Genomic DNA, 26,956 nt, shown 5'->3' on the forward strand with positions numbered 1-26,956 from the left:
CAGGAGCACCCGGCCCCAGCGCCGGGACCTCGCCATGCCCAACGTCCGACAGCAGCCCCGCGACCCCCGGCATACGGACCACCCCAGACCAGCCGACGCCAACCGAAACAGCGAGGTTAGGAGTGTGGGCCCAGGTACGGGGGTGTGGTCACGCCGAACTCTCCGCGCAGGGCCGACCGTGCGGCGAGGTACCCGCACATGCCGTGCACGCTGGGGCCCGGGGGCGTCGACGCCGAGCACAGGTACACGCCGGGCAGCGGTGTGCGGTACGGATTCCAGGCGGGGACCGGACGGAACACGGACTGGGCGAGCGTGACGGCCCCCGCACCGATGTCGCCGCCGGGGTAGTTCGTGTTGTACGCCTCGTACTCGGCCGCCGCTATGCCGCGCGCCGCGACGACGGTGTCGGCGAAGCCTGGGGCGTATCGTTCGATGCGGTGGGTGATCATCGGTACCGGGTCTCTGGTGTCGCCGTTCGGTACGTGCGCGTAGGCCCACACCGGTCGGCGTCCGCCCACCGCGCGGCCGGGGTCGGTCACGGCCGGGTCGACCAGGAGCACGAACGGCTCTTCACCGGCCTCGCCCCGGACGGCCGCGTTCTCCCTCGCGCGTATCGCGGCGTCGCCGCCACCCAGGTGTACGGTCCCGGCCCGCCCGACCTCCGGGTCGGCCCAGGGCACGGGCCCGTCGACCAGGAAGTCCGCCTTCGCCGCGCCCGGTCCGTAGCGGAAGCGCCGCAACGCCCGTCGGTAGCGCGGCGGCAGCCGGTCACCGGCCAGCGCGAGCAGTCCGCGCGGTGTGGTGTCCAGCATGACCACCCGGGCGTCCAGCTCCGCGAGGTCGGTAACCCGGTGGCCGGTATGCACCGTGCCGCCGTGCGCCCGCAGGTCCTCTACCAGGGTCTCGGCGATACGGTCGCCGCCGCCTCGGGGCAGCGGCCAGCCGGTCGAGTGGGCCAGGTGCCCGAGGAGCAGTGCGACGGCGGTGGCTGACGGGCTGGGCAGCCGGCCCATCGCGTGCGCCGCCACCCCGGTGAGCAGCGCCCGAGCCGCCTCGGTGCGCAGTCCGTGGGCCTGGGGGAGCAGGCCGCCGAGCATGCGCGGACCGAGGAACAGTGGGGCGGCCGGGTCGTGCGGCAGGGACCGCTGGCCGGACAGCAGGAAGTCGGTCACGCCCGTGCTGTGCCGCACCAGCGGGGCCATCAGGCGCCACCAACGGCGCCCGTCCGGGCCGAGCCGGTCGCAGGTCTCGCGGAGGTCGCGGTACGCGAACGCGGCTTCGCCGTCGTCGAGCGGGTGCGCGTAGGAGATCGGCGGCTGGAGCAGCGTGACACCGCGCGCCGCGAGGTCGAACTCCCGGAAGAAGGCCGACGCGGCGGCCGTGGGGTGCACGGCCGCGCAGACGTCGTGCCGGACCTCGGAGTCGAACAGCGCCGCACCGCGCAGACCCCCGCCGACGGTCGTGGCCTGTTCGTGGACGTGCACGGTCAGCCCGGCGCGCGCCATGGTGACGGCGGCGGCCAGACCGTTCGGGCCGCTGCCGACGACGGCGACGTCCACACCGCGCACCCTGTTCGCCACGCCCGCTGCGTTCGTGTGTGTCATACGGGCACCTCCTGGGCCACGTCTTCGGCGGTGCTCCGCCGACAGGCGAACTGCTGGGCGGCCAGCCGCCGGTAGACCTCGTCGGACGCCATCAGCTCCCGGTGGGTGCCGACCGCTCGCACGCGTCCCTCCGCCAGCACGATGATGCGGTCGGCCCGCACGATGGTGGAGAGCCGGTGTGCAATGGCCAGCACCGCGCATTCCTGGGCGGCCTCCGTCATCGCGTCGCGCAGCGCGGCCTCGGTGTCGCTGTCCAGATGCGCGGTGACCTCGTCCAACAGCATCACCTCCGGCCGTTGCAGCAGTGTGCGGGCGATGGCGAGCCGTTGCCGCTGGCCGCCGGACAGGCCCGCGCCGCGCTCGCCGAGCTGCGTGTCGAGCCCGTCGGGCAGTGCGGTGACGAAGTCGGCCAGACCGGCGAGGCGCAGTGTGCGGGCGATGTCGGCGGCGTCGGCTCCGGGGTTCGCGTACGTCATGTTCTCCCGGATCGTGCCGCGCAGCAGGGGCGTGTCCTGCTCCACATAGCCGACCCGCGAGCGGAGTTCGGCGAGCGGGAGAGCAGCGGTGTCGTGGCCCGCGACGCGGATCGTGCCGCAGTCCGGCCGGTAGAAGCGCTCGATGAGCTGGAACACCGTCGTCTTGCCCGCGCCGGAGACACCGACGATCGCGGTCAGGCCGCGGCGCGGCACGGCGAAGGAGACGTCCCGCAGTACCGGGGTGTCGTCGTGGTAGGAGAAGTCGATGTGCTCGAAGCGGATCGCGTCCGCCTCGTTCTTCTTGTCGCCCTCCTTCCTGTTCCTCTCCTCTCGGTCCTCCTCCGGGAGTACGGGTTCTTCCGATTCCTCCGGCTCCTCCTCCTGCGGGATCGCCGCCAGCTCCGTCACCCGTTGGATCGCGGCGCGGCCCTGCTGGACCTGGCCGATCGAGAGGAAGAGCATCACCAGCGGCGTCACCAGGTAGAAGAGGTACATCACGAACGACGTGAGATCGGCGGCCCGCAGTGAGCCGGTGGCGACCCGGGCCATGCCCCAGGAGATGACGACGGCCAGCGTCAGCTGGGTTCCGACGTTCATCGCCGGGGTGAGCAGCGAACCGGCTTTCGCCACCCGGCTTCCGCTGCGCCGTGCCCGGTCGGCCAGGCGCGCCAGTTCCTCGGTCTCCCGCTCCTCGGCGCGCGAGGCCTTGACCGTGGTGAGGGCCCCGAGTACGCGCTGGAGACCCGAGCCGAACGCACCGATGTCCGTCCGGTTCCGCAGGGCGGCGATACGCACCTGGCGGGCGAGGAGCAACGCCCCGCCGCTGGCCGCTCCGAGGCAGCCGACGGCGGTGAGCAGCAACTGCCAGTCGAGCCGGGCCATCAGCACGATGCCGCCGGTCACCATGAGGACAGAGCCGACCGTCTGAGCCATCGCCTGGGCGATGACCAGGCAGGCGATGGAGGTGTCGGACACGGTGCGGGCGAAGACGTCACCGTGTTCCAGGTGCGCGAAGTGCGGGATCCGGCTGCGGAGCAGGCGGCTGCCGAGGGTGCGCCGGGCATCGAAGACGATGTTCTCGCCGGCCCGGCCGATCGCATAGGAGTGTCCGGCGCTCAGCGCCGCGTCGGCGAGGAAGAACAGCACGATGAGCGTGACCGGCCAGGCGATGGCCTTGTCCAGGGCCACGGCTTCGATCAGCCGGCCGAGCATCCAGGGCTGGGCAAGCTTGGCCACCGTACCGGCCAGGCCCATGCCCAGGCCGGCGGCCAGCAGGGCCCAGTGGCGGCGGACCGTCTCCCGGAGGTTCATGCCGGCTCGACGGTCGGCTTGGTGTAGGACGCGATGAACACACCAGCCGTGGGAACGTAGTCGTTGCGCCGCCAGTCGCTGTGGTGGCCCTCGGGCCGCAGTCCGGCGTTCCGGGCGTAGCCGTCCACCTCGTCGGGCGTGAGCAGGCGCGCGGTCTCCGTGCCGATGCGGTGGGTGCCGTCCGGCTCGAACAGGATCGTGGACACCTGCCAGATCCGGTTCTCCCCGAGGAGCGTGGCGTGCATCTGAAGCCCGGCGTCTGGCTCCGGGAAGGGCACGAACACCGTGGTGCGGGTCAGGCCCTGGTGCAGGGCCTCGACGCCGGGGCGGTTGTGCGTTTCGACCAGCAACCTGCCGCCAGGGCGCAGAAGTTCGGCCGCACGGGTGATGGCGTCCTGCTGTCCGCAGGGGTCCAGGATCAGCGAGAGCGTGGAGCAGACGCAGTAGACGAGGCCGTACCGGCGGCTGTCGCGGTAGGTCCGGATGTCGCCGAGTTCGGTGGTCACCGAGCCGTCGCCGGACTTCTTCTCCAGCACGGCCAGCATCTCCTGAGAGGAGTCCACACCGGTGACCGGACCAACACGATGCGAGAGCGGCAGCGCGATGCGCCCTGTCCCGACGCCGAACTCCAGCGTGCCCCAGGCCGGGTCCGGGTGGCACGCGGCCAAGGCGTCGACGGTGAGCCGCGTGGCGGCGTCGCCCGGGAACATGCGGTCGTACCAGCCTTCGAACTGCTTGCCGTAGCCGATGTCGGCGACCGTGTTGGTCGTTTTGATCGTCATGAGGTCTCCGTGTACTTGGTTCTTGGATCCTGGTCCTCGTGAAGAGCCGTGGCTCATACCGCGAGGGCGGGGGCCAGCTCGCGGCGGCGCTGGGACAACACGTAATGGATCGCCGGATGCGTGGCGCCGAACGCGAGGACGAACCGGTTGAGTCCCATGAACTCGCCGATACCGAGGTGGAACGCCGTCATCGTGGCGAGGTAGGCGCGGGCGGCGGGCTTGGGCAGCACGTAGATGAGCGGGAAGCCGCACTCGATGGCGATCGTGCCCCAGGACAGCGCCGTGGAGACCGCCGGGTAGCGGGTGATGAGCCGGTGGGCGCGCGGGTCCCCGTAGTTCTTCGTCCGCATCACCCCGGCGACGGCCGCGCCCCTGAGCCAGACCGGGGAGACGGCCTTCACCAGCCCGGAGGCGACGTAGGAGAGCGAGGTCTCCAGTGCCAGCGTCCGCATCGCCAGGTCGTCGGCCTGTTCGCGGTCGCGGATCAGTCCGGTGGACGCCATCGTGATGTTGATGACCTGCTGCAACTGGTCGGCGCCGTCCCGGCCGAACGGAATATAGGCAGCCTGCGCGCTTTGCAGGGCGGCCAGCGTCGCGCCGCCCGCGATGCGCAGCGGCCGGTTTTCGGGCCACAGGAAGGTGGCCGCGGAGACGGCGGCCTGCGCGCCGTAGACCGTGTAGGGCAACGCCCTTGAGGCCAGCGCGCGATACACCCTGGGATGCCGCTTCGCGAGCCCTGGACGGAAGGCCTCGACCTGGCTGCCCAGCAGATCGCCGCTCGCGAACCGCTTGTGCTGGCTGAGCGTTTCAAGCGCCGCGACGAACGTTCCCGCGGAGGCAATGCGGCGCACCGTGGCCGGCGGGTGGGCCGCGGCGAGGGACGAGGCCACCCGGGTGGCCAGGCGACGGAACACGGGGTCTCCTTCTGACAGGCGATTCGGCGGGCGTTTCCGGTGGTGACTTTCGGCGAGGACGGGGTGCCGGGGACAGGACGGTGCCTGCCCCCGGCCGGGGTGGTGCCGGGCGGCCCGACGACGCGGCGCGGTTTCGCCGGAGGCCGGACTCCCCGCTGCCCTTGGTCGGCACCACATCGCGGGGATGACAGCGCGGGAGACCGCTCAGCCGGCCGCGACCACGATCAGGGCGGTCAGGGCCGTGCGGGTGTAAAGGCCGTCCAGGCAGGTGTTCACCGTCAGGAAGGCGGTGGACATCGTCGGGTCGGCAGGAGCATCCGGGCACATGATGGAGTCGGTCTCCGAGAGCAGGCCTGGGGTGACGCCGGTCAAGGTCTCGTTGGCGAACTCGGCTATCAGGGACATCTCGCCTCTTTCGTCTTGATCCTCGTGCCGGACGTCAGTAGTTGACGCGGTCGACGTAGTTGGCGATGTTGTCCGCGAGCCACCCCGTCGTGAGGAGGACGGTCTCCACGATGAGGGGGGTGGCCATCACCGGGTCGGCCGGGGTGTCCAGACGGGTGGCGACGTCGGTCGCCGAGAGCATTCCCGGGGCGACGTCGGTGAGGGTTTCGTTGGCGAACTCGGATACGAGGGACATCTCTTCCCTTTCGTGTGCGTGCGAATTCTCTGTCGTTCCCTCAGCTGGGGCGTGATTCCCGTTTCGGCTGAGGGGCCCGCTCTCACGCGCGAGCACGGCGACGTGTCACGAGTACGGAGGTGCAAGGACGTGAGAGCGGAACTCCCGGCCGAAGCGGTCTACCGGGCAGCAGTGGCAGCGGACGATGACGCCGGCGGCCGGCCCAGCGGGATGTGTTCGGAGGCGAACATGGGTTCCACCTCTTGCCGTTCACCGCGCTCGGGGTGGGCCCGCAGCAGCATGAACTGCGTGTGGTCGGTACCCGGCTCGTGCGGGACACGGGTGGTCAGATAGCGCTGAAGGATCCGGTAACCGGGACTCCTGGCGATACGGCCCAGGTCCGCGGACGATTCGTTGGCCGCCCTGATGATGACCTGAAGCGCGTCGAAGAGGACCTTGGGGGCGCGGTTGCCCGCGTTCCAGGCCAGGGCGTACCACGGCCGGTCCGGGGTCAGCTCGATTTCCCTCCAGGGGGCCGCCTTGCCGTCGGTGATGTCCCGGTAGAGCAGATGTGAGTTCGACATACCGGGATTGGGCCCGAAGAACCGCCAGTTGGGGGCCATGAGCAGCCGCAGCGGACCCTGTACCAGCAGATGGTCGAACCTGTGGTCGGGAAGCTGGCCGGCAGCGGTGCTGACCAGCCACGCTGCAAGCCCGGTGGACACCGTCGCGTATACGGCCCGCTCTCCGGTCGTGCCATGCTTCATGCCACCCTCCCGGGGATCACCAGCTCGGCGAGGGTCTTGGCGTGCGTCTGCTCCGCGACGACTCCCATGTGGTCGGCATCGTCGAGGACGTGGTGCCAGGAGGAGTCCGACAGCTCCAGCATCGTCTCCTGCGACCTGCGGTGTTTCTCGGCGCTGCGGGTGCCCTTGAGCGCCGTCACCACGTGCAACGGGAGACCGAGCCTCCCGACGGGCGGGTAGGTGCGTGCCGTCATGTACTCGCGGTACGCGGTGGCCCACACACGCGGCCGGGCGTGGTAAGCGGTGAGGCTCTCCTTGATCTCCTCGCTGTAGAGCGCGCCGGCCGGTGTCATCGGCCGCAGGATGTTGAGCCCGGTCGCCGCCCACAGGCATTCCATCAGCAGCCGTTGCCGCGTCCACCAGTCGGGAAGCAGGCCGAGACTGGCCTGGAGGTCGCTGATGATCGTGGGATCCACCATGACCACGTGGGACAACGCCCCGCTTTCCCGCGACGCCACACTCCTCCGTGACGCGGCGTACGCGGCGGCAAGGTAGCCGCCGATCGAGTGTCCGACCAGGACCAGCGGCAGGTCGTCGAGGTAGCGCTCGCGCAGTTCGTCGACGATGCGGAACTGGTCCTCCAGAGTGGCCCCCCGCAGCGGACTGCTGAGCCCGTGACCGGGCCGGTTGTAGCCCACGCAGGCGGCGTTGCCGGGCAGGAACCCGCGTACCCAGGACCACTGTTCGTGCGGCAGGCCGAGGCCGTTGAAGAGGAGCACGCCGAATTCGGCGTCCGGTGGCCGTCGGTGATCGACTTCGATGACGCCCCCGTCGGGGCGCTCGAACAAGGTGTAGGCGGCCATACGTCGGCGGGTGCCGCGGCGCCGTGTCCGCGCCCCCCGGACGACGTTGCCCGTGAGTAATCCAGCGACACCGATGGCGAATTGAAGTTCGACCCCCAGGGCCTTCCTCATCTCGATGACCTGCCTCTCTGGTCTCCGGTCGGTCTGGTCGGTCCGGTCGGTCCGGTCGGTCCGGTTTCCGGCTCGGTGAGCGGCGACAGCACACCGAGGTCCGCCCACCCCACAGGGGCAGCGCACCTTTGGCGGCATCGAGCCTGCCGATTGCTGCCGGGCCGGTGCAACGGCCACCGGCTGTCCCGGACGGCGACCGGCTGTCCGGGCTGGTCGGAGACAGTCCGGATCTTGTCCGGAGGCGGCTCGGACGGGCTCGGGACGCTGGCGGACAGATCCGGATCCGTGTCCAGACACGTTCGGAAGTGTCCGGACTGCGGCCGGACGACAACAAGGCATGGCGGAATTCCGCATTGTCCTCATGACACGGCCGAAGCAAGATGCCGTTTCATGAGGAACATGGGGGATCTGTTACCGCAGGAAGCCCGGGACGCCGCCGATTTCATCGCGTTGATGCAGCAGTTGAAGGAACGTTCCGGGCTGACGTATCGCGAACTGGAGGAGCAGGCCGCCCGTAACGGTGACATGCTGGCCCGCAGCACGCTCGCGGACGTACTGCGCCGGACGAGTCTGCCGCGCCCCGATGTACTGGCCGCGTTCGTGCGTGCCTGCGGTGACGGGCAGCGGGCCGACTCCTGGCTGGAGGCCAGGGAGCGGATCGCCGCGAGGCCTGCTGCTTCGGGCTCCGAGTCCGAGTCCCGGCAGGGTTGGGCGTCCGACGCCGTGACCGGGACGGCGACGGACGCGTCGGGGGCCGAACCCGCGTCCGGGGCCGTCGTTCAAGCGGGGGTCGATACCTCGGTGTTGGCGGCCCGGCCTCGGCGGACCAAGAAGCGCACGGCCGTGATCGCGGCCTCGGTCGTCGTCCCGGTGCTGGCGTTGACCTGCTGGGTGTTGCTTTCCGACGACTCAGGCTCAGGCTCAGGCTCCCGGTACGATTCCGGTGCCGCCACCAACGCCTGGGTCACCATCCGGCCCGCCCGTACGCCCGACCTCTGCCTGACCGAAGGCCGGGACCGCGCCGGCCGTTACGAGAGCGCCGTCGCCGCCCAGTTCCCGTGTGACGAGGCGCTGGTGCCACGCACCTATCTGCAACCGATGGGTCAGGGCATGTACCAGATCCAGTGGCACCATCCCCAGCAGGGGAAAGGGTGTCTGACCGTCATGCGCGACGGCCCGGTGAAGGGCATGCTCGAACCCTGGGATGACTGCGACCGCTCCACCGTGTTCCGGCTGGAGGACACCGACACCGCCGACCAGGCGGTGCAGATCCGCTCGAACGACAACAGGCGGTGCGTCGGCATCGTCGACGACGACACCGCCGAGGGCGCCGAGGCGGTCGAGGAGCCGTGCGACGGCGGCGCCGATCAGCGGTTCCTCATCAGGGCGAGCTGACCGGGGACGCGCGCGGGGCGTCAGCCCATGCGGAATCCCGGTCCGTCGCCGTCCGAGTAATAGGCATGGTCGCTGTATGAGTTCGACGGAGCAGGCGATGCCGGTCCTTCGTAGCGTCCAGCGCGGCTTGGTACGCCTCTCCCAGCGCGCCGTCGACCATGAGAAGTCGACGGCCGTGCGGCCCTACCTGAAGCTGACCACCCGCTCCCCAGCCGATCAGGAACACCGCCCCCGTACTGGCCCGGCTGGAGATCCAGCAGTTCTCCCACATCTTCCGTGCGGGGTCGCGCATCCGCGTTCGGATCGGGGGCCCCAGCATGAAGTTGAAGTACACGATCTCGGTTTGCAGGCGCCCGAGTTCGGTCATGGCTTCGCCCAGCGGGGCGAGGGCATCGCTGTACGCCTGGAGGGCTTTCTGCCTGGGCACGCGGGCCAGCCCTTCGGACAGGCGGAGGCTGACCTGTGCGCTGACTGCGGTGGTGATCCCGGCCAGGGTGCAGACCTGGGTGGATACCTTGTTCAGCCCCGGGATGATGGGCGCAGGGGGCAGGGCACAGGGGGCAGGGAGCGCAGTTGGAATCGGAGGCGGTCGATCCGACCGGCCATGTCGTACAGGGCCAGGGCTTTCGACGAGGTCGGTCATGGTGGAATTCCTCGGGGAGTTCACGGTGGCGGAACCGGCCCGGAGGCGGCCTCCCTGGCGAACGGATCAGTCCGCTGGAGGACGGCGTGCCGGTTCACGGGTCGTTCCTGGCCGGCGCGGGGGAACGGCAGCACAGCGGACCCGCAGGGGCCGATGGGGGCGGGAGTCAGCGGGGTGCTGGCGGGACGGGTGGCCTGGTCGCGGACACTCGGCGGACCGCGGGTGGCGCGGCCTGGCTGCCGGTGGGTTCGGAGACGGTGGCCGGCGCGGGCGGCGTAACGGGTTGTGGGCGGTCGTGGGCCGGCTGCCTGGCTGTCCTGGTCTCGACCGCGGCAGTCCAGCCGCGGTGGTGGCCGGCGATGGCGAGGACGAGAGCGCGTACGGACAGGGCCTGGTCCGGTGCCGCGGTCGTTGTCGCCTACATCGTCAGGGGGATCGCTACACCGGCGGGCTCATCCGCACGGCGGAAGAGGTCACGACCGCTGACTGACGTACGGGGAGCGGGCGTTGAGCAGGATCGGTCGTGGCGGAGCGGAGGCCCTTGCACTCCGCGCACGGTTCCACGACCCCGAATGGAGTTCCACCATGTCCGGATTCAAGCTGCCCCACCGCGCCGTCACGTTCCTCGCGGCAACCTCCGCGGTGGCGGCCACCGCGGGGATCGCCTCCGCGTCAACAGCACCCGCGTCCGAGCCGGACAGGACGGCGCGAGCCTCCGCCTTCTCCGGGACCGTCACCTCCAGTCTCAAGGGCTGGGGCCGTATGGACTACCCGGATGCCGGTCAGGACATCCAGGTCACCGTCAACGCCCACGCCACCTTCAAGGGCGTGGGCTGGGTCAAGCCCGACAAAGCCTGGGGCACCTTCCGTATTCACCACCGGATGCCGGCCGCCGACGGGGAGCCCGAGATGGTCAACTGGGGCGACTTCAAGGTGGACTGCCTGACCAGCGGCGGCCCCACCGCCACCGTGACCGGGCGCATCGTGCGCACCGGGGGCAACACCGGTGCCTGGGACGACTATCTGAAGCGGCACATCCGCATGGGGATCAGTTTCTATGTTGGAGAGGGCAAGGGCAGTGGTCCCAGCCGTATCGGGCTCTCCGGGGGCACCGAGGAGGGCGAGCCGCTGCTGAGCAAGTGCATGGCGCCGGCCGCCGACTACCAGGTGATCAAGGGGGACTACGACCTCACGGACAAGGCGCAGGCCCGGTAAGGACTCCGCCCCGGGCAGCGTGCCGGACGCGGCTTCCTGGCCGCCATCCCTTCCACCCGGGCCAGCGGAACCACCCGATCGAAGTGGGGCCCAATCACCTTGCTACAGGGGCGTGAATCACACCAATACGCGCCCCTTCCACCCCAGCAGGGGAGCCAAAACAACTTCGTGCACTGGAACCCACAGAAGTGCCTACAGACACAGGCCGGATACATCGCCACGTCGGTCGGGACCGTCGGCTGACCGTCAGAAGCGCCGGACTTGCAGGTCCATTCGTCCCAGCAGGGCGAACTGCACGGCGACCGTGGCGCCGAACAGCACCAGCAGCACCACCATCTGGGCCGTGGCCTGGAATTCAGGCCGACTTCATGTGCGCCCACGACGGTCAGCGCGCGGTTTTAGCCGCCCTGGCCAGTGACGAGATCGAGTATCAGGACGCCAACTCGAAGCCGTCCTGTGCCGACGCGGACTCACCGCGGCACGCCCAGGGAGAGCAGACGTCGGCCACCCCGTTCTCCAGTTCCTCGGCCACCGCGGTGCGGTCGTCGAGTTCCTGTTGGCGGGCGGCCCATTCGGCAGCGGTGACGTGATCGATCGGGGCCTCACTGAGTGGCACCCGGGAGCGGTGAAGGAACGCCTGCCCCAGCAGATGGTTGCCCGCGGCGTTCGCGCGGGCGTTGCCCTGGCGGATGGCCGTGTCGAATGCGACCACGTCCGCCCATTCCTCCGGGCTCCCATCCCGGATTCTGCGCCACTGCGCGTTTCCGTGGAACGGACGAGTTATTGAGAATCGAGACAGGATTGCGTCCCTTCTATGGTTGATTGGTAAGTTTTGTCGATGTCTCCGTGGCGGCCTCGCCGGATGCGGCCGCGGCACGGTGGTCGACGCTTGAGAGCCCTGTGGCCCTCAGAGCGGCAGCTCCACTGTTCAGCGGTTGATGCCGCGCTCTCTGAGGGGGAACAAGTGCCGCCTTGTTCGTTTCTGTGTGCCGCTCCTCTACATTTGAGGAGGTCATCAACTACCGCATTACATCTGCCCGGTGATGGAGTCGGCGTGGAGCGCGCGTCCCCGCGCCACGCCACCACGGGACGGCTTCAGGCGCAGCCACGGGTCGGCACATCCGGACGCCGACGACCCCGTGTGGCGCGCGTCCCGCCGGGCGGCGAAAGGGATGCGTCGTGCCTTCGGCTTCGGCGAACAACCGTACGCTGCTGCGCACTTCAGGTGCCGCGGCCTATGCGTTCGGACTCCACTCGGTACACCCAGTCCTCAGAGCGTCCCAGAAGATCGCCGAGCTGCCGTTGGCTCAGGCCCCGGCGTTTCCGGTAGAACCGGACTCGCTTGCCGAACGGAAGATGGTCGGTCATGCCCGCATTGGCGCGCTCCCCTCACCCTGCTCGATCGAGTGTCACACAGTGTGAGCGCGTAGGGCAGGAGAGTCAGCGCCTGAAGACGTCTGTGATCCGGAACGTAGGCTGGTTCCCATCGGGGGCGCGGCTGATCTCCGCGTGATGCCCGGAGACGGGACTGTACGTTTTCAACGGCGGGGCGCAGTCGTTGGCGAACATTGGAGGGCGAGAGCAAGTGATCTCAACGCAGGCATGGGCGGATGCTCGGCGGCTGTGGGACTTCCAGCAGATGAGCCACGAGCTGCGCCCTTGCTCCGTGGCGATCGGACTCGGGAGCCACGACCTGGGCGTGGCCGACACCACCGCAGACTTGTACCACCGTGGCATGGCGCCGCTCATTGTCTTCACCGGAGCGACCAGCCGTACCACGCGTGAGCGGATGCCCCGCGGTGAAGCGGAACACTACCGGGACCGCGCAGTGGAGCTGAGAGTTCCTGCGAGCGCCGTCATCGTCGAGCCGAAGGCCAGGAACACAGGCGAGAACATCCGCTTCTCCCGCGCCCTGCTCGAAGAGCAGCGTGTTCCCGTCTCGTCGGTCCTACTGGTCAGCAAGCCTTATGAGGAGCGACGGGCCTACGCAACAGCGCGAAAGCTCTGGCCGGATGTCGAGTGGGTGAGCGCCTCCACGCCTATGACGCTCTCCGAGTACGTCGATTCAATCCAGGACGCGCGTCTCGTCATCGACATGCTGGTGGGGGCCCAGCAGCGGCTCATGGTGTACCCACAGCAGGGGTTCATGATCGATCAAGAGATCCCTGACGAGGTAGCGGCGGCTTTCGAACGGTTGCGTAGCGAGGGCTTCACGAGTCGACTCGTGCCGGAAGAGGCGGAACGGGCCTGAGCGCCGGTCCACCCCGGTCGCAGAGCTCACGCCAGGCCGCACTGAGGCCCGCGGTCTCATTGCCGATCAGCAGCAGGACCGGCTGGGTCAGATCGAGTTCCGAGACTTCGGCGTCACCGTTCTCGTCCGTGCCGACTACGGCCACCGGCCGCATCGCCCTGGTCGCGCTGGTTGTCCAGGCCCAGGGCGCGCTCGCCGGTCAGCAGGTGGGCCACCCGGGCGTGGGTCTCCTGTTCGGCGGCCGCTGTCGTCCTCGGACGGGCAGCGGTTTCCCACCCGGGGCAAGTCGATCACTGCCCGGCATCTGAACAAGTACTTCGTGTCCGAGGGCATCTCCACCTACACGCACGTCTCCGACCAGCACTCCACGTTCGGCACGAAGGTCATCGTGGCGACGCACCGCGAGGCGCACTACGTGCTGGACGAGATCCTGGGCAACGCCACCGATCTGCCGATCACCGAGCACGCCACGGACACACACGGGGTGACTCTCGTCAACTTCGGCCTCTTCGACTCGGTGGGCAAGCAGCTCTCGCCCCGTATCCGTGACCTGGGCAAGATCACCTTGTACCCGGATGGGCGCGAAGGCCGACTACGAGGAACGCTTCCCCACAGCGGGGCCACTGTTGACGAAGAAGGCCAACCTCGACCTGGTGGCCGACCACTGGGACGACCTGCTTCGCCTGGCGGGGTCGTTGACGTACGGGCAGGCCACCGCCTCCCTGGTCGTCGGCAAGCTCTCCGCGTCCTCCCGGCAGAACGCCCTGGCCGCCGCGCTCAAGGAGTACGGCGCCATTCGCAGGACCATCTACGCGGCGAAGTATCTGTCCGATCCCGTCTACCGCCGCAAGATTGCCCGGCAGCTGAACAAGGGCGAGTCCCTCCACTCCCTGCGCCGCCAGCTGCACTACGCCCGTGAGGGCAAGGTCGCCCGACGCCGGCCCAAGCAGCAGAACGAGCAGGCATGGTGCCTGACGGTGGTGACGAACGCGGTGGTCTGCTGGCACACCGAGTACATGGGCCTGGCCGTCGGCGAACTGCGCGGCGCCGGCCGAGAGGTGGACGCGGAGGTCCTGGCGCACATCTCCCCGGCCCGCAGCTCGGCGGTCAACTACTACGGCTCCATCACCGTCGACTACGAACGCGAACTTGCCCAGCTCGACGAGCAGGGCCACCGACCGCTGCGGACCTTGGCCGTGGACGAGCCCGGAGCCGGGCTGCAGAGCGATCGGCCCCGTAACGCGCGGGGCGTACGGTCGGGCGGGCCCAAAGTCACCACCTATGACTCCGGGCCGGATCGCCTTGTGCGTGAGGCTCAGCCGGTGGGCAAGATGCGCAGGAGCGGGCCGTACTGACCGGGCTCGGACGGGATGTCCTTACACCGGTGACCGGCCCGCGTCAGGATGCTCTTGCAGGCGAGGGCACTGCCGCCGCAGTTCACGTGCAGCACGACCGCGTCCGCACGGTCCGGGTCGCGGTCGACGGACAGCACTGCGTCCGGGGCGGCATGGCGCAGACGTTTGGTGATCGCACGGTGAGCGTGGCGTTCGACACGGTGACGCCGCACGACGCAGATGGACATCTGGGTCTCCTCACGCTTCGGCATGCGCGGCGTCGTACACACCGCACGCCCGGGTCCACGGCTCATCGTCGGCCTTGCCGTGAGCAACGAGCTCGTCGTACAGGTCGGTGGCCCCGTCGGCGGCTTCCTACGGGTCCAGGAGATCGCAGTGCGTCACTGGCATGTACCTGCCTTCCAGATGACCTGCTCAATCGCGGATCTGAGGAAGGCGAGTGTCAGTTCTGCGCGGTGGGTAATCCACTGTTCTGTCGCTGAGTTGGGCACGCCGTAGCGACGCTGTCTGATGTCATCCACGACGTCGGTGGGGGCACCCAGTTCGGTGAGCACACCGAGGGCATCGGCCTTGGTGATGAGTTTTCCGTCTCGCAGCGTCGCTGTTGCTCTGGCCAAAGTCAGCAGGCCGAGGTCGATCCAGATGTCGCGCATCCACCACGCCGGGTGGTCCAGGGCCGGCAGCCAGAAGCTCTTCAGGTCCTTGACGATGAAATCAGCGAGTTGCCCGTCAGTCACCAGCGGCAGGAGGTCGGCGGGTGACTGACCGTGCAGGACGAGTCCGAAGTCATGAAGTTCCCGCCTGGTCACCGGTGTGACCGGCCGATGCATCAACTCCTCGTGTGCCCATGTCAGGTGAGGCTGTGCCGGGTCATCCAGCTCTGTGACCACGGGATAGCTGCAATGCAGCTTCGACGCGAGGGGGATGACATTGCCCAGGTTCTGGTGCACCTCACCGAGTTGCTGTTCCTCCGCTGCCGTGCAGGGTCGGGCTACGACCGCGATCAGGTCGAGGTCGCTGCGGCCCGGCTGGTAATCGCCGCCGGCGAGTGACCCGTGCGCCCATACCGAGACCAGCGGCACGACTGGCCGGAGTGCTCTGACGAAGCACTCGATGAGTTGCTCAGTGTTCTGATCCGTCATGGGGAAAGTCTGAGGCCGCATGCCTCACCCTGCCGAGCATCGTGAGCGTGCTGTACGCATGATCGCGGAGATCCGTTCCAAGTACACGGCGGAGTGGGTGGCGATGATGGCGGTTGCAGCGGAGCTGCCAGATTGGCCTCCTGGAGGGGGAGACTGGGGTCCATGACTCCATCGGACCACGCAGACACAGTCCACCTGCGGGCGTTCACCGAAGACGACCTCTCCTTCCTCGATCGCCTCTGCACAGATCCCGATGCGCTCGGAGAGTTCGACGAGACGGAGCGGGAGAACATCCGGGAGTCGACGCTGGAGGGGCTGGAGACTGCGGCCCGCAAGGGCAAGTACGGCGGCCGACCCCCGATCATCACCGACGACATGCTGCACACCGTGCTGCGGCGCAAGGCGCTCGGCGAGTCCGTCGAGCAGATCCAGCTCGCCCTGATCATCCCCACCGGTAAGCGCAAGGGACAGAACCCGTCCGTCGCCAGCGTCTACCGGGCACTCGCCGAATACGAGAAGACCCAGGCATACCCAGAGGCCGTCGAGACGGCACACGCCGACTTCGCCGCCCTTCAGCAGCGCGACCGCAGCCCCGTGTAGTCACTCAGCGCTACACGCCACCTGGCCGTAGCTATACGAGAACAGGGCCTGGTCGACGGCTGTCTGCCACCCACCGGACGGACCATGGGCGACGACGCGATCAGACCGCCGGACTCCACGAGTTCAACCTGAGTAGCAGTAGAAGCGAACGCCCGGTGAGCTGCGCATGATGCGCAGCCAGGTGAGAAGGTATTCGTCGGAGAAGAACTCGCCTGAATCGTGCACGCGAATCCACTTGCCGACGTACCTCTTGTGCGTGAGTTCCTCCGTCATCTGCCTCTCGAACTCCTCCGCATTGTCCCGGCAGAGGAGGAGATTCCGAATGTGTGCTGCGCGGACGTTCTTGAACCGGTACGTGCCGCGACACGGGACGGACAGGTGAGCTGGCAGCGGCCGGTGATCTCCAGTGACAGGAACCGCAGCGTGGTAGGGGCCTCCGGAGCAATCGTCATGACGCGATCGTAGGCCGCTCGCCGGTCAACCCGTTTGGTGTTGTGGCTAGTTGGTGTGACCACCGCACCCAGGCGCCGGGGCACGTCGGGATCAGGCGACGGTCCAGTCGCGCAGCTGGCGGGCGATCCTGGCGACGCCGAGCGCCCCGGAGGCGGCGTCCCGCACGAGCGCGACGGCCGCCTTGGGCGGGTAGTCGAGTTCGCGTGCGTTGAGGATCAGATAGGCCTCGGTCGCATGCCAGGCGAAGCGCTCGTTGGAATGCTCCAAGCACGGCAGCTTCGCCAGGGTCTGCAGCAGCGCGCCGGCCTTGAGATACAGAGATCCGTAGATGTCGCGCTCCATCGCCCGGGCATTGACTCGGGCGACAGCGGCGTACAGCGGTCCGAGATCGTCGACCTGCGGATCGCCGTCGAGCAGCTCGGCGGCGTGCAGCAGGAACGTGACGTCGAGCGGGTGCAGCGGTTCCGACTGGGTCACGCGGCGTGACCTCGCTCCTGGTGCTGTCCCAGCTCCTGCTGCGCTTCCTGCTCGGCCGCCCGCTGCTCGGCACTGGGGTCCAGACTGCTGGGCTCGGCAGCGAAAGCCGCGCCGCTCCGGGCCATGGACGCCTGGAAGCCGTCCAGGAACTTCCGCTCCACGGCGGTGGCGCGGTCGTAGGCTGCGGAGAGGATGTACTCCTGCATGCTGACCCCCGCCTGCTTGGCCGCTGCCGCGATAGCGGCCCGCTGCGCAGGGTCGGGGAAGCGAAGGTTCATCGCTGTTTTGGCATCCGACATGGTATCCACGGTACCAGCGGTACCACACGCGCGTCTCGGGATCGACGAGGACGACTCGGCCCCAAGCCGTCGGCGCGGACACGTCCACAGTCCCGCCCCTGGGGAGGGCCTCTCACAGGCCTGTTCTGCACCCGAAATATGTACCGGGCCCTCTGAGCCCGGACGGAAATATGTAACGGCTACTCTTCCTATTCCCCCTGCCACACCAGCCGTGCCCCCTGACCGGCCAGGTCGTCGCCGAGCACCTCGTGCGCACCCGGTCGGCCCGCGCGTACGCCGACACGATGACCCGCCACCCAGGTCCGCGAAGCCCCGAGCGCACCCGTGACGGCCGATGCCGCTCGACGCCCCGACTCGGAAGTTGCCCTGGGGACGCGATTGCATGAGCGCCTCGGTGTGCCGCCCGCCCCCATCGAGTCTGGCCCGGCACCTCGGGCTCGACAGGGGCCTGCTGCTCAACGCTGCCATCGCGGCCCACACGGAGAAGAACGTGCCGCTCATACCCGTCGTCGTGGACTTCCCATGCCTGGCTGACGGCCCCGACCACGCCCGCCGCCCCCACAAGATCCAGCCCGTCACCACCACCGTTCTTCCCGCCGACGAGGACCAGGCACTCAAGGAGAGCGCAGGAAGTCGTTCACCGACCTGATGAACCAGTTCGGCCTCGACCCGCAGCTGTAACCGCCACGATGCCACGGGTCCCGCCGCCCGGACAGAGAGCAGATATCCCGGTGTTCCAAGAGACCCCCATCTTCAGCCGTCTCATCGCCGAGCGCGGCGATGTCCCCGCCCAGGTGCGCGGTGAAGCCGAACGCATACGCCGAGACATGGCCCGGGTGCTGCGCCAGGGGCCGGCATCCCATCGGAGCACACCGCATAACGACCCCGGCTCGAAGACTCCTCCCGCCGCTCTGTAAGGCGCGTGGTGCGTCGTGCACATCGAAGTCACGGCGGCAGAAGGCGTGACCGCCGGAGGCGACGTGCCGGTCCTCGTCGCCGCTGCGGAAGCGGAGCCGTAGCTGCAGGCGCCGGCCGTCGGGCGTGGCGGGCATCGTCTCCTGGATCTCCGGCACCCTCACGTCGCTGCTGTACTCGTCGCGGAGGGCCCGGTGTGCGGAACCCGCTTCGCCCTGGGCCACGGACACCAGCCCACACTGCCGCAGCAGGCCGAGCTCCTCCACTCCCGTGTATCGCCTTCGCGCGGACGCGATACACGGAGTGGAGGTTGTGATGACCGGGCGTCGAGCGAGGGCCGTCGACGCGCCGAATCTGGTCCCGCCGCGATCGTCGACCGTGACGGGGATCTGGGAGCGGCGGCCCTGAGTTGGCGTGCGATCCTGGATGCGATCGGACCGCTGGACCCGGCCCGCAGGGGTGGCCGCTACCAGGTTGTCGCTGACCCGCCAGCGCCCTACTGCAGGTCACTGAATCCACGCTGCTGATGAGCTGTGGAGTCGGTGCAGGTCAGCATGGGGAGGAGAGCCCCTCCTTGCTCCGGCTACTGGAAGTAGCCCCAGCCCTGGTTGGCGCTGCCGTCGCACGTGAACTGGGCGGCCGTCGCACCGTTGGCGGTGCTGGCGCCATCGATGCCCAGGCACTTGCCGCTCTTGCGGTTGTGCAGCTCGAAGGTGTACGCGTCGCGGTCGACCTGCACCCAGTCCTTGGTTGGCGTCGCCGGACCCGTTTGCGATGATGGCGGCCGCGCCGTTGGCGGTGCTGGCGCCGTCGATGCCGAGGTTGCGGCCGGAGTAGTTCTCGAAGCTGTAGTAGCCGCCGTCGGTGATCCGCGTCCACAGCTGCGTCAGGGAGTCGGCGTTGAAGGGCTGCTGAACGACCTTGGTCCCGTTGGCGGAGCTGCCACCCAAGGGCTGGATGTACTTCTGGGACTTCACGTTCCGGATGCCGTAGTACGCGGCCGCGGCCACGGACTTGCCATCGGCGGAGGCGGACTTGACGTCCTGAAGTGCCACGGGCTTCAGATCACTGTCACTGCTGTGCGACGACTGGGCGTCCGCGATGGCAGGGCTGGCCAGCGCCATCAGGGTTCCGGCCAGAGCGGCCACGAGAACCTGCTTGGGGCGTCTGGTGCGCATGCTGCGTCTCCTTGCCGTGGGTGCTCTGTGTGTTACCGAGAGCACTCAATCAGGCTTTAACGATGATCTCGCTAGTGCGTTCGAACATCTCGACTGAAAGCGCTTGCTTGACAAGGGTCAGGTGCACGTGCAGTAGGGCGAGATCCTGCGCGCGTCCCGGCCGGGCGGCTGTTCGGAGTGGATACGATTCTGCCTCGGTGCAGGCTTCGGCCTGCGGTTCCCTGGATCTGCTGACGCTGGGCGTAATCGCCACGGTCTCGTTTCGGGGCTAACGGCACCAGCTCGCGCACGCTTGATCATTCCTATGACGCCCCAGGTGAACACTCGAGAGGCGCCGGACGTGAACATGGGTATGGAACCCCCCCACCCCGACTTCCCCGGCGGAGGTGCGATCACCCTCCGTGCCCCCGCAGTTACCCCTGACGGTCCGGCCGGTTCGTACATCACGCTTGGGCTGGCTGGATGCACTGCGCGGCATCGCGGCGCTCGTCGTGGTCTTCGACCACTCCTCGTACTCCTTCATGGCCGAATTCCGGCGGCAACTGATGCCGGAGTTCAACACCAGCCGGTACGGCATCATGGTGTTCTTCCTGGTGAGCGGCTACATCATCCCCGCCTCGCTCGAACGGCGAGGCAGCATCCGGACCTTCTGGTTCGGGCGGATCTTCCGCATCTACCCGCTGTGGGCAGCCGTTGCCGCGGCTGTCCTCGGGGCCCATCTACTAGGCATCGCGGAGATCCGCGACTTCGACGGGGAGAGCGTCGCCGCGGTCGTCATCGCCCATGTCACATTGTTCCAGGAGTTGCTGGGCACTCCCAACCTTCTCCTTGTCCTGTGGACGCTCTCGTATGAGATGGCCTTCTACTTGCTGGTCGTCGCTCTTTTCTCGGTCCGCCTTCACCAGCGGTCAGCCACGTACGCCGTCGCCTTGGCGGCGCTCGCCGCCGTCAGCGTGACGGCAGGGGCTGCGCTACCCGTTTCTGCTCTGTCCGGGGCGGTGGGCGTTGCCCCACTGGTAGTCGCTGTTGCGATCACCATGGCGGTCGCTATCGGCTGCGCGAGCGCACAATCTCCCATACTCCGGGTGTCCGGTGCGGTACTGGGAGGCATGCTGGCCCTCGTACTGGTCACGTGCAACGGCACGGTCCCCATGTGGGAGGGGCTGGTGATCCTTGCCGTGATGTTCCTCGGCACAGCCGTCTACCGGGCCGAAAGCGGTCAGAGTAGTTGGCGGTATGCGGCAAGCGCCGCCGCTGTGGTGGTGGTGTGTGCTGTGGGAAGTGCGTATCGGTACGGCGGAGGGGCCAACTTCACCGGGCGGGGCTGGATTGTGGCGTTCCTGCTGGCGGTGGCCACTTTCGGTATTGGGCTGGCGTTTCGGCGCCAGCGGATACCGCGGTGGCTGATCGGGCTGGGAACGATCAGCTACTCGGTGTACTTGGTGCACCCGGTGTTGCTGGCGGTATCCGATGGCACGATCGGGCGCTGGGAGCGGGACAATCTCGTGCTGGAAATCGCGTTCTATGCCGTGCTGCTGCCTGTGAGTGCGTTGACCTACCGGTGGGTCGAAGCACCATGCCAGGCGTGGGGCCGAAGGCTGACAGGTCGTATTCACGCCGCGCGAGGGGAATCTGTTCCCGAGGGCGCTGCGTTGATATCCGGAGCCCGTGACGCCCCGGACCAATGAGGGTCGGAGCGTTGCAGGTTGGCTCCTAGCGCTGGACGGTCTGGATGAGGGTAACTGGCCGAAACGGATAGCAGGACTCGCTCCGGCCGATCGCTGCCGGTTAGCGCGGTGGGGTGGTCGGCCTTCGTCTCTGACTGCCGATCAGGTCCCCTGGCGCCGCGAGGCCGTCGGCCGGCGTCGCCTTGTCAGCCAGCGCGCCGCCCGCCGGGGCTGCCGCACTGGGGACTTGACCGGCGCCCACGAACTTTCGCGCCCCCGCTGTGTTCCGCCGGTCTCCGGCCTCCTCGCCCGGTTGAATGGTGTTCGCAAACGATTGGCGACAGGTGGTCGACGCGTCCAATGAACCCCCGCAATCCGGGGGTCCGCGGCGCCGCGAATCCAATCAGATCCGATGGTGATTGCTGACAGGGTTTGACGACAGATAGGGTCCGATCCTCCGTACGGAAGGGGGCCCCTCGGTGGCGAACCTGGTCTACAAGCGGGTCTCGACCGACCAGCAGTCCACCGCCCGGCAGAACCTCGTCCTGGACGAGGCCGGGATCGAGGACCCGGTCGTCTTCGAGGAGGACCCGGGAACCTCCAGCCGCCTCCACCCCCTCCAGCGCCCGAAGTTCCGCGAGCTGCTGACGTACGCGCGGCCGGGCGACACCGTGCACATCTCCGAGATGTTCCGCCTCGTACGCGGCACCGGCCACATCCTCGACGTGCTCGATGTCCTCCACCGCGACCAGGTCGCGCTGCGCATCCATGACGGCGCGTTCTCCGCGATGGACCTCACCGCCCGCCACCCGCGCACCGGGGAACTGTTGTCCACGGTGAAGTTCATGGTGCAGACCTTCGCCGCCGCCGGCGAACTCCAGCGCGATCTCCAGCGGGAACTGACCTACGACGGGCTGCGGGCCGCCGCGGCCAAGGGCAACAAGGGCGGACGCCGCCCCGCCGTGGCGGCCGAGAAGACCGACGCCGTGCGCACCGCGTACCTGGAGGGCCGCTCCATCGCCGCCCTGGCCCGCGACCACGGCGTCAGCCGCGCCGCGATCCGCACCGCCGTCGCCGATCTCACGCCCGAGCACACCGCCGCCATCCCGGAGGAAGGACCGGCCCCGGAGCTGCCGGTCACCCTCGACATGCCGGGCAAGGTCGCCGACTTCCTCAGCACCACCGAGCTGGATCCCGCCGAACGGACCGCGCTCGACCACGGCGTGACCGTACGACGCGGCCAGGGCTACACCCTGCGCGTCAGCACCAACCCGGCGGTCCACCACCAGCTCCTCGCCCGCTGCCAGCCCCTCGACGGCGCCCACAGCATCCCGGCACAGCGCAAGGCCCGCCGCGAGTACGCGAATCGCGTCAATGCCCTCGGGACCGAAACCTCGCAGTAAGCCGTCAGGGCTTCGAAACCAAGAGGCTTCCGACCTGGGAGATGTCGGAGGCCTCCGCTGTTCCGCTGGTCACCGGCACCTTCGGATCGAAGAGCATCGGCCGATCACAGCCTGTCGAAACCTCTCACAGCAACACCGGTTTCCTGGTCCGTTCCTCCTCGGCACAGCAACGCGACCGCAACCCATGGTTACTCAGCGCTACACGCCACTTGGTGACAGCTATACGAGAGCAGGGCCTACTCGTCTCCCGCCGACCGAGGAAACCGCATCGCGATGCCGCCGGTCGACCGGGCGCGAGGACAACGTTCTGGTGGGCCTGCTGTGAAGAGTCCCTGCTCATGAGGAGAAGTCCATGGCCATGCAGCTCGCCGAGGGCGTCGTCCTGGAGAGGTACGACGCGCTCAAGGCCGGAGATGTCAGCAGCCTGGAGGACATGTTCAGCAGCTATCTCCTCGAGGAGTTCGACCGCACCGGCGAGATGGCCTTCGGCAACCCTGTAGCGGGCTACCTCTCCACCTTCCTCTTCCGCTGCGAAGGGGAGGACGCCGGGTTCCTGCCCATGGACACCGGCCGCTACTCGGTCGAAGTGATCCACGTCAAGGAAGAGTTCCGCGGCCGCGGGCTCGCCACCTTCTCCCTTACCGAGTTCAACCGGCACTGCCCTCAGACGCTGGCGCTGAAGACGCCGCTGTCGCCAGGCGGTGAGGCGCTCGCCGCTCGCCTGGGGCTGAACCTGGCGGACAACACACCGGCCGAAGCTGCCAAGAACGAGCGGGTCCTCCGAAGCATCCTGCAAAGCATCAGGACCGGATGCCCGCACGGGGCAAAGAAGACCGGCGATCCGCAAAAACCCTGCAAACGCTGCTACAGGAGAGGACTTCGCCGGTACGCAAGCGTCGTCATCAGCAAGCACGCGCAGGCCAAACGAATGCTGGCCGGGCTCTGATACGGCTGCCGGCACTGAGGCGGCGCAGGCTGGCTCTGACTTTCCGGCCGCCCTCATCTCGGTGGATCAAGGCGACCTCCGAGACGACGGCGGCGAGCTCACTGGGCGCCGACTACCTCTTCGGCGTCCTCCAGGAGCTGGAGGGCATCACTGCCACGGGGCCGCTCGCACCAGTTGGCGCAGGATGCCCCGCTCGGAAACCACCGGACCGGCAAGTCCCGCTCGATCAGGCACCGTGGATCACGCGCAAGAACTGCTCGAAGTCCATCTCCTGCCCGTACTTGAACGGCTCCTGGATGACGTTCCACTCGCCTCGCGTCACGCCGTCTCGGCATACACGGACGGGAAGCGACCCGCTCGCCCCCACGACCACCATCCGCCCGACCTCGTCGAGGGCCCTCCTGGCCTCCGGGAAGGAAGTAGACCCAGCCCTCTTGGCTCCAGCCGTCGACCACGATCGAGGGATAGGCCGCGTTCACAGCCTCCAAGACCTGCCGCCCCGGCCAAGACTCCCCGAACGTGCCCGCGTATTCGTCAACGCGCTTGATCTCTATGAAGCGTTCACTCATACGCATGCACGCTAGCCAGGTGGCGGGCCGAGCCGGTCCCAGGGTGACGGGCCCGCGTCCGAGGGGCGAGGATCGCCCCTCGTGCTGGGAGCGCTGGGGTATTGGTTAATCCAGGACAGGCCGCCGAGGTCGAGGCGCTCCCGGGCGCGGGTGACGGCGACGTAAGCAAGGCGTGCTTCGTCAAGGTCGATGTCCGGCTGGCCACTGCCATCAGCGGTGTTGTTCGTGCTGCCGGCCCGGGGCTCGAAGTCCGTGGCGATCACGACGGTGTTCTTCGCGCTCCGCATGTCTCATGAGACATGCTGTCGATCACGGGTCGAGCGCTGGGCCTGGGAAGCAGGGGCGCTCGCGATGCCTCAGGGAACGTCACGCGTCAGCAGCAGCCTGAGACAGCAAAGGAACCACTGGCATGTCCGAGAGTGTTGACGAAGTGGTCCCTCTGCGGGGTGGCCGCATCACCGAAGACGTCGTCCGCATCGGTGACACGGTTCGAAGGCCGACCTCGGCTGCCTCGCCGTTCGCCGCCTCCTTGCTTGATCTTTTGGAGAGCCGGGGATTCACGGGGGCCCCGCGATATCTCGGCCGGGATCAGGTAGGCCGGGACACCTTCAGCTTTGTGCCGGGCTGGGTCCCGCCCAAGTTCCGGCCATGGACCGACGTTCAGGTTGCTGCGGCCGGCGCCCTGGCCCGCGCCATGCACGATGCCACCCGGGGCAGCGATCTTGCTGGTCAGCATCAGGTCGTGTGCCACCACGATCTGGGACCGAACAACGCCGTCTTCCAGGACGAGATGCCGGTCGCCTTCATCGATTTCGACATGGCCGCGCCCGGCAGTCCGCTGGAGGATGTTGGTTATATGTTATGCAAGCGGAACGTGTGTCCGAGTGTTCTGTGTCTCACTGATTGGCTGGCGAGCCAGCTGCCTTGCGCCAGAGGCTTCGGTGGACCCAACTCATCTGCGGGTCGGGGCCACCGCGCTGTCGGTCCAGCTGCCGTTCACGATGCTGCGGTTCTTGTGGCAGGCCGTCGATGGTCCGCACTTCTGGGGTCAACCTGTTTGGCCCCAGAATCCCAGCTCGGACACCAGGGGGCAACTGACCGTTCAGCAGCGGGGGCGAGTCGGGCAGCTCGGGGTGCGGGATGGTCCCGCCGCCCGAGCTGCTGCCGAACAGCGGCCACTTCGGGGCACCGACGGAATCCGCTGATCAGCGCACATGGTTGCGGGTTTCAGTGGCAGTTCCCACGCGCACGTTGATCGTTTCCCAGCCTGCATGGTGTGACCCATCGGTGGATGTTCCGAGACCGTGAACGTTCAAGGCCGGCGTCGCCCGCCGGATCCAGATCGTCAGCAGTTCTGTCGTCATTGGCGCAACCCGGACAATTTCCTGTGTGAGCCCGCCCGTTGCGAACGGATCGTCGTTGCGAAGGGCCGGTGCCCGAGGTGACAATGCGTGGAGGTGCCGGGTGGTCATCCCGGCGAAGTGTTGGAGGCGCTGCTTGTGAACACCGCACCGCGGTGCGCCTCGCTATGCGCGCCAGACGCTGACCACTTCGCTTCGCCCACCGGCTGACCTGCTTCCTTCACAGTGGGCGCTTCCCCTCATGGGAGACCACCGTAGTGCCCGAACACTTCTTGACGGCTGATCGCCGTCCTCTGGCAGCAGTCCTCGTCGCCAACCTCGTTTCGACCGCAGGGAATTGCCTCACGTACATGGGTGTGCCGTGGTTCGTGCTGCAAAGCACGGGCAGTGCCGCCAAGGCCGGGATCGTGGCGTTCTGCACACTGCTGCCCGCAGTGCTCGCTGCGCTCGTCACCGGTCCGGTCATCGACCGGATGGGACGACGGCGGGTGAGTGTCGCCTCAGATCTCGCCTGCGGAGTCGCCGTTGTGGCGATCCCCCTGCTGCAGTTCGCCGGCATCCTGCAGTTCTGGATGCTGTGCGTGCTGATGGCGCTGACAGGGCTGTTCCGTGCGCCGGGTGAAACGGCCCGCGGCGTGCTTTTGCCCACGCTCGCCGAACGCGCCAGAATGCCGCTGACCAGGGCTGCCGGGCTGTACGACGGCGCGGCGCGCTGTGCGGCGCTGACGGCATCCGCTCTCGGAGGTGTGCTGATCGCCGTACTCGGAGCCGAGAACGTCCTGTTGGTGGATGCCGCGACCTTCGCCGTGGCCGCGCCGCTGTTCGCGTTCGGGGTGCGCGGCCTGCCCGAGGCACAGCCCCTGCGGCAGGTCGAGCCGGCATCGTTGCGGGCCTACCGTCGTCAACTCACGGAAGGTTATCGCTTCTTGGCGGCCACGCCGCTGCTGCTGGGCCTGTGCCTGATGACGCTGGTCACCAGGGGCCTCGACCAAGGATGGAGCGCTGTGCTTCTCCCCGTGCACGCCCGTGAGGAGCTTGATGGTGCCATCGATCTCGGTCTGCTGAACGCGGCGTTCGGCATCTGCGCACTCACGGGGGCTCTGATCTACGGGGCTGTGGGCAGCCACTTTCGGCGATGGCCCGTGTTCACGATCGCTTTTCTCATCGGGGGCCTGCCGCGCTTCGTGGTGGCCGCCTTCACCGACACCTTCACCCCGCTGGCCGTGATCATGGCGGTAGAGGGTCTCGCCTTCGGTGTGCTCAACCCCATCATGGCCACCGTGACGTATGAGACGGTGCCGGAGGAACTGCGCAGCCGCGTGCTGAGTGCGACGACAGCCGCGGTCCAGCTGGTCACTCCGCTGGGCGGACTGGCCGCGGGCCTCCTCGTGGATGCGGCCGGCCTGCCTTGTGCGCTGCTGACGGTTGGCGGCGTGTATCTGCTCGCCACGCTCTGCCCGGTGATCTTCCCAGCCTGGAGACAGATGGACAGCAGCGGCTCTCCCCACGACAGGACAGAGGGCTCACTGCCGCAAAGTTCGAAGGCAAAACGGATGTAGAGACGCGGGCCGCTTGTTCCTGGGCTGTCTTCCGCCTGTGGACCACCGCCCGGAGCTGCCCGGCCGCCGCGACGATTGACAACACGGAACGGGTGGCATCGT

At 68.1% G+C, this 26,956-nt stretch carries 28 protein-coding genes and 4 pseudogenes; 12 read left to right on the forward strand and 20 right to left on the reverse strand.

The features are described from left to right. Nucleotides 1-116: 116 nt before the first annotated feature. The 8 genes from ABT245_RS14565 to ABT245_RS14600 form a co-directional block, all read right to left on the reverse strand. Complete coding sequence (locus ABT245_RS14565; protein WP_351733210.1) at nt 117-1,604, reverse strand: phytoene desaturase family protein; 1,488 nt, start codon at nt 1,602-1,604, stop codon at nt 117-119. After that, a complete protein-coding gene (locus tag ABT245_RS14570) occupies nt 1,601-3,391 on the reverse strand; it encodes an ABC transporter ATP-binding protein (protein ID WP_351733213.1) in 1,791 nt (596 codons plus the stop codon). Before ABT245_RS14570 ends, ABT245_RS14565 begins: the two co-directional genes overlap by 4 nt. Continuing rightward, nucleotides 3,388-4,173: a class I SAM-dependent methyltransferase gene (locus tag ABT245_RS14575; protein WP_351733216.1), complete on the reverse strand. Its 786-nt coding sequence runs from the start codon at nt 4,171-4,173 to the stop codon at nt 3,388-3,390. The genes ABT245_RS14570 and ABT245_RS14575 overlap by 4 nt, the downstream gene beginning before the upstream one ends. A 53-nt stretch (nt 4,174-4,226) precedes the next feature. Next, on the reverse strand, nt 4,227-5,087 hold the full coding sequence (locus ABT245_RS14580) for an HTTM domain-containing protein (RefSeq protein ID WP_351733219.1): 861 nt from the start codon (nt 5,085-5,087) through the stop codon (nt 4,227-4,229). A gap of 204 nt (nt 5,088-5,291) precedes the next feature. After that, a complete protein-coding gene (locus ABT245_RS14585) occupies nt 5,292-5,492 on the reverse strand; it encodes a linaridin-like RiPP (RefSeq protein WP_073790453.1) in 201 nt (66 codons plus the stop codon). 34 nt (nt 5,493-5,526) lie between these two features. Next, nucleotides 5,527-5,727, reverse strand: coding sequence for a linaridin-like RiPP (locus ABT245_RS14590; RefSeq protein WP_351733223.1), 201 nt, complete (start codon nt 5,725-5,727; stop codon nt 5,527-5,529). Nucleotides 5,728-5,885: 158 nt separating this feature from the next. Continuing rightward, nucleotides 5,886-6,473 carry a hypothetical protein gene (locus ABT245_RS14595; protein WP_351733225.1) on the reverse strand — a complete coding sequence of 196 codons (588 nt, stop codon included), beginning with the start codon at nt 6,471-6,473 and terminating at the stop codon, nt 5,886-5,888. Then, the gene (locus tag ABT245_RS14600; protein WP_351733228.1) at nt 6,470-7,315 is read right to left on the reverse strand and encodes an alpha/beta hydrolase; all 846 of its coding nucleotides are present in this window, start codon (nt 7,313-7,315) and stop codon (nt 6,470-6,472) included. The genes ABT245_RS14595 and ABT245_RS14600 overlap by 4 nt, the downstream gene beginning before the upstream one ends. Before the next feature lie 510 nt (nt 7,316-7,825). On the opposite strand from ABT245_RS14600, the gene ABT245_RS14605 reads away from it, so the two are divergent. Further along, nucleotides 7,826-8,821 (forward strand): RICIN domain-containing protein, encoded by a 996-nt coding sequence (locus ABT245_RS14605; protein WP_351733230.1) that lies wholly within the window; start codon nt 7,826-7,828, stop codon nt 8,819-8,821. Here the strand turns inward: ABT245_RS14605 and ABT245_RS14610 are convergent. Further along, the gene (locus ABT245_RS14610) at nt 8,808-9,464 is read right to left on the reverse strand and encodes a hypothetical protein (RefSeq protein ID WP_351733233.1); all 657 of its coding nucleotides are present in this window, start codon (nt 9,462-9,464) and stop codon (nt 8,808-8,810) included. The genes ABT245_RS14605 and ABT245_RS14610 overlap by 14 nt on opposite strands. A gap of 585 nt (nt 9,465-10,049) precedes the next feature. Here ABT245_RS14610 and ABT245_RS14615 point away from each other — a divergent pair. Next, complete coding sequence (locus tag ABT245_RS14615) at nt 10,050-10,679, forward strand: hypothetical protein (protein ID WP_351733236.1); 630 nt, start codon at nt 10,050-10,052, stop codon at nt 10,677-10,679. Nucleotides 10,680-11,109: 430 nt separating this feature from the next. Here the strand turns inward: ABT245_RS14615 and ABT245_RS14620 are convergent. Then, nucleotides 11,110-11,454 (reverse strand): annotated as a pseudogene (locus ABT245_RS14620) (hypothetical protein); the annotation flags it as partial. 446 nt (nt 11,455-11,900) lie between these two features. Beyond that, nucleotides 11,901-12,047, reverse strand: a complete 147-nt coding sequence (locus ABT245_RS14625) for a helix-turn-helix domain-containing protein (protein ID WP_502982119.1) — start codon at nt 12,045-12,047, stop codon at nt 11,901-11,903. Between the two features lie 217 nt (nt 12,048-12,264). On the opposite strand from ABT245_RS14625, the gene ABT245_RS14630 reads away from it, so the two are divergent. Then, nucleotides 12,265-12,930 carry a YdcF family protein gene (locus ABT245_RS14630; RefSeq protein WP_351733241.1) on the forward strand — a complete coding sequence of 222 codons (666 nt, stop codon included), beginning with the start codon at nt 12,265-12,267 and terminating at the stop codon, nt 12,928-12,930. 16 nt (nt 12,931-12,946) lie between these two features. On the opposite strand, the pseudogene ABT245_RS14635 reads toward ABT245_RS14630, so the two are convergent. Next, nucleotides 12,947-13,081, reverse strand: a pseudogene (locus tag ABT245_RS14635) (rRNA methyltransferase); the annotation flags it as partial. 93 nt (nt 13,082-13,174) lie between these two features. Here ABT245_RS14635 and ABT245_RS14640 point away from each other — a divergent pair. Together ABT245_RS14640 and ABT245_RS14645 are read left to right on the forward strand one after the other, a co-directional pair. Then, nucleotides 13,175-13,492, forward strand: a pseudogene (locus tag ABT245_RS14640) (Tn3 family transposase); the annotation flags it as partial. Between the two features lie 13 nt (nt 13,493-13,505). Then, nucleotides 13,506-14,285, forward strand: coding sequence for a Tn3 family transposase (locus ABT245_RS14645; protein ID WP_351733243.1), 780 nt, complete (start codon nt 13,506-13,508; stop codon nt 14,283-14,285). Here ABT245_RS14645 and ABT245_RS14650 read toward each other — a convergent pair. Next, nucleotides 14,246-14,536, reverse strand: a complete 291-nt coding sequence (locus ABT245_RS14650) for a hypothetical protein (RefSeq protein ID WP_351733246.1) — start codon at nt 14,534-14,536, stop codon at nt 14,246-14,248. The two genes, ABT245_RS14645 and ABT245_RS14650, sit on opposite strands and share 40 nt — an antisense overlap. Nucleotides 14,537-14,665: 129 nt before the next feature. Further along, nucleotides 14,666-15,427 (reverse strand): nucleotidyltransferase domain-containing protein, encoded by a 762-nt coding sequence (locus tag ABT245_RS14655; protein ID WP_351733248.1) that lies wholly within the window; start codon nt 15,425-15,427, stop codon nt 14,666-14,668. A gap of 162 nt (nt 15,428-15,589) precedes the next feature. On the opposite strand from ABT245_RS14655, the gene ABT245_RS14660 reads away from it, so the two are divergent. Then, on the forward strand, nt 15,590-16,027 hold the full coding sequence (locus ABT245_RS14660) for a hypothetical protein (RefSeq protein WP_351733250.1): 438 nt from the start codon (nt 15,590-15,592) through the stop codon (nt 16,025-16,027). 129 nt (nt 16,028-16,156) lie between these two features. On the opposite strand, the pseudogene ABT245_RS14665 reads toward ABT245_RS14660, so the two are convergent. The 3 genes and pseudogenes from ABT245_RS14665 to ABT245_RS14675 form a co-directional block, all read right to left on the reverse strand. After that, nucleotides 16,157-16,440: pseudogene (locus tag ABT245_RS14665) on the reverse strand (GP88 family protein); the annotation flags it as partial. A gap of 130 nt (nt 16,441-16,570) precedes the next feature. Then, on the reverse strand, nt 16,571-16,957 hold the full coding sequence (locus ABT245_RS14670; RefSeq protein WP_351733253.1) for a fic family toxin-antitoxin system, toxin component: 387 nt from the start codon (nt 16,955-16,957) through the stop codon (nt 16,571-16,573). Continuing rightward, nucleotides 16,954-17,256, reverse strand: coding sequence for a type II toxin -antitoxin system TacA 1-like antitoxin (locus ABT245_RS14675; protein WP_351733255.1), 303 nt, complete (start codon nt 17,254-17,256; stop codon nt 16,954-16,956). Before ABT245_RS14675 ends, ABT245_RS14670 begins: the two co-directional genes overlap by 4 nt. 382 nt (nt 17,257-17,638) lie before the next feature. On the opposite strand from ABT245_RS14675, the gene ABT245_RS14680 reads away from it, so the two are divergent. Next, nucleotides 17,639-17,905 (forward strand): hypothetical protein, encoded by a 267-nt coding sequence (locus tag ABT245_RS14680; protein WP_351733257.1) that lies wholly within the window; start codon nt 17,639-17,641, stop codon nt 17,903-17,905. Between the two features lie 772 nt (nt 17,906-18,677). On the opposite strand, the gene ABT245_RS46070 is transcribed toward ABT245_RS14680, so the two are convergent. Beyond that, nucleotides 18,678-19,349, reverse strand: coding sequence for an RICIN domain-containing protein (locus tag ABT245_RS46070; protein ID WP_502982120.1), 672 nt, complete (start codon nt 19,347-19,349; stop codon nt 18,678-18,680). A gap of 449 nt (nt 19,350-19,798) precedes the next feature. On the opposite strand from ABT245_RS46070, the gene ABT245_RS14700 reads away from it, so the two are divergent. From ABT245_RS14700 to ABT245_RS14710, 3 genes are all read left to right on the forward strand, one after another. Continuing rightward, the gene (locus ABT245_RS14700; protein ID WP_351733263.1) at nt 19,799-21,037 is read left to right on the forward strand and encodes an acyltransferase family protein; all 1,239 of its coding nucleotides are present in this window, start codon (nt 19,799-19,801) and stop codon (nt 21,035-21,037) included. Between the two features lie 458 nt (nt 21,038-21,495). Continuing rightward, nucleotides 21,496-22,419, forward strand: a complete 924-nt coding sequence (locus ABT245_RS14705) for a recombinase family protein (RefSeq protein ID WP_351733265.1) — start codon at nt 21,496-21,498, stop codon at nt 22,417-22,419. Between the two features lie 352 nt (nt 22,420-22,771). Continuing rightward, entirely contained in the window at nt 22,772-23,365 is a 594-nt protein-coding gene (locus ABT245_RS14710) for a hypothetical protein (RefSeq protein ID WP_351733268.1), read from the forward strand. Nucleotides 23,366-23,945: 580 nt separating this feature from the next. Here ABT245_RS14710 and ABT245_RS14715 read toward each other — a convergent pair. Then, nucleotides 23,946-24,221 (reverse strand): hypothetical protein, encoded by a 276-nt coding sequence (locus ABT245_RS14715; protein WP_502982121.1) that lies wholly within the window; start codon nt 24,219-24,221, stop codon nt 23,946-23,948. A gap of 122 nt (nt 24,222-24,343) precedes the next feature. Here ABT245_RS14715 and ABT245_RS14720 point away from each other — a divergent pair, with 122 nt between their 5' ends. Beyond that, a complete protein-coding gene (locus tag ABT245_RS14720; RefSeq protein ID WP_351733270.1) occupies nt 24,344-25,189 on the forward strand; it encodes a phosphotransferase family protein in 846 nt (281 codons plus the stop codon). Here the strand turns inward: ABT245_RS14720 and ABT245_RS14725 are convergent. Next, on the reverse strand, nt 25,140-25,406 hold the full coding sequence (locus tag ABT245_RS14725; protein WP_351733312.1) for a hypothetical protein: 267 nt from the start codon (nt 25,404-25,406) through the stop codon (nt 25,140-25,142). The genes ABT245_RS14720 and ABT245_RS14725 overlap by 50 nt on opposite strands. A 146-nt stretch (nt 25,407-25,552) precedes the next feature. Between ABT245_RS14725 and ABT245_RS14730 the strand changes: the two genes are divergently transcribed. Further along, a complete protein-coding gene (locus tag ABT245_RS14730) occupies nt 25,553-26,854 on the forward strand; it encodes an MFS transporter (protein WP_351733273.1) in 1,302 nt (433 codons plus the stop codon). Nucleotides 26,855-26,956 lie beyond the last annotated feature (102 nt).

Source organism: Streptomyces sp. NPDC001508 (assembly GCF_040298665.1).
In the GTDB taxonomy this organism is placed as follows: Bacteria; Actinomycetota; Actinomycetes; order Streptomycetales; family Streptomycetaceae; genus Streptomyces.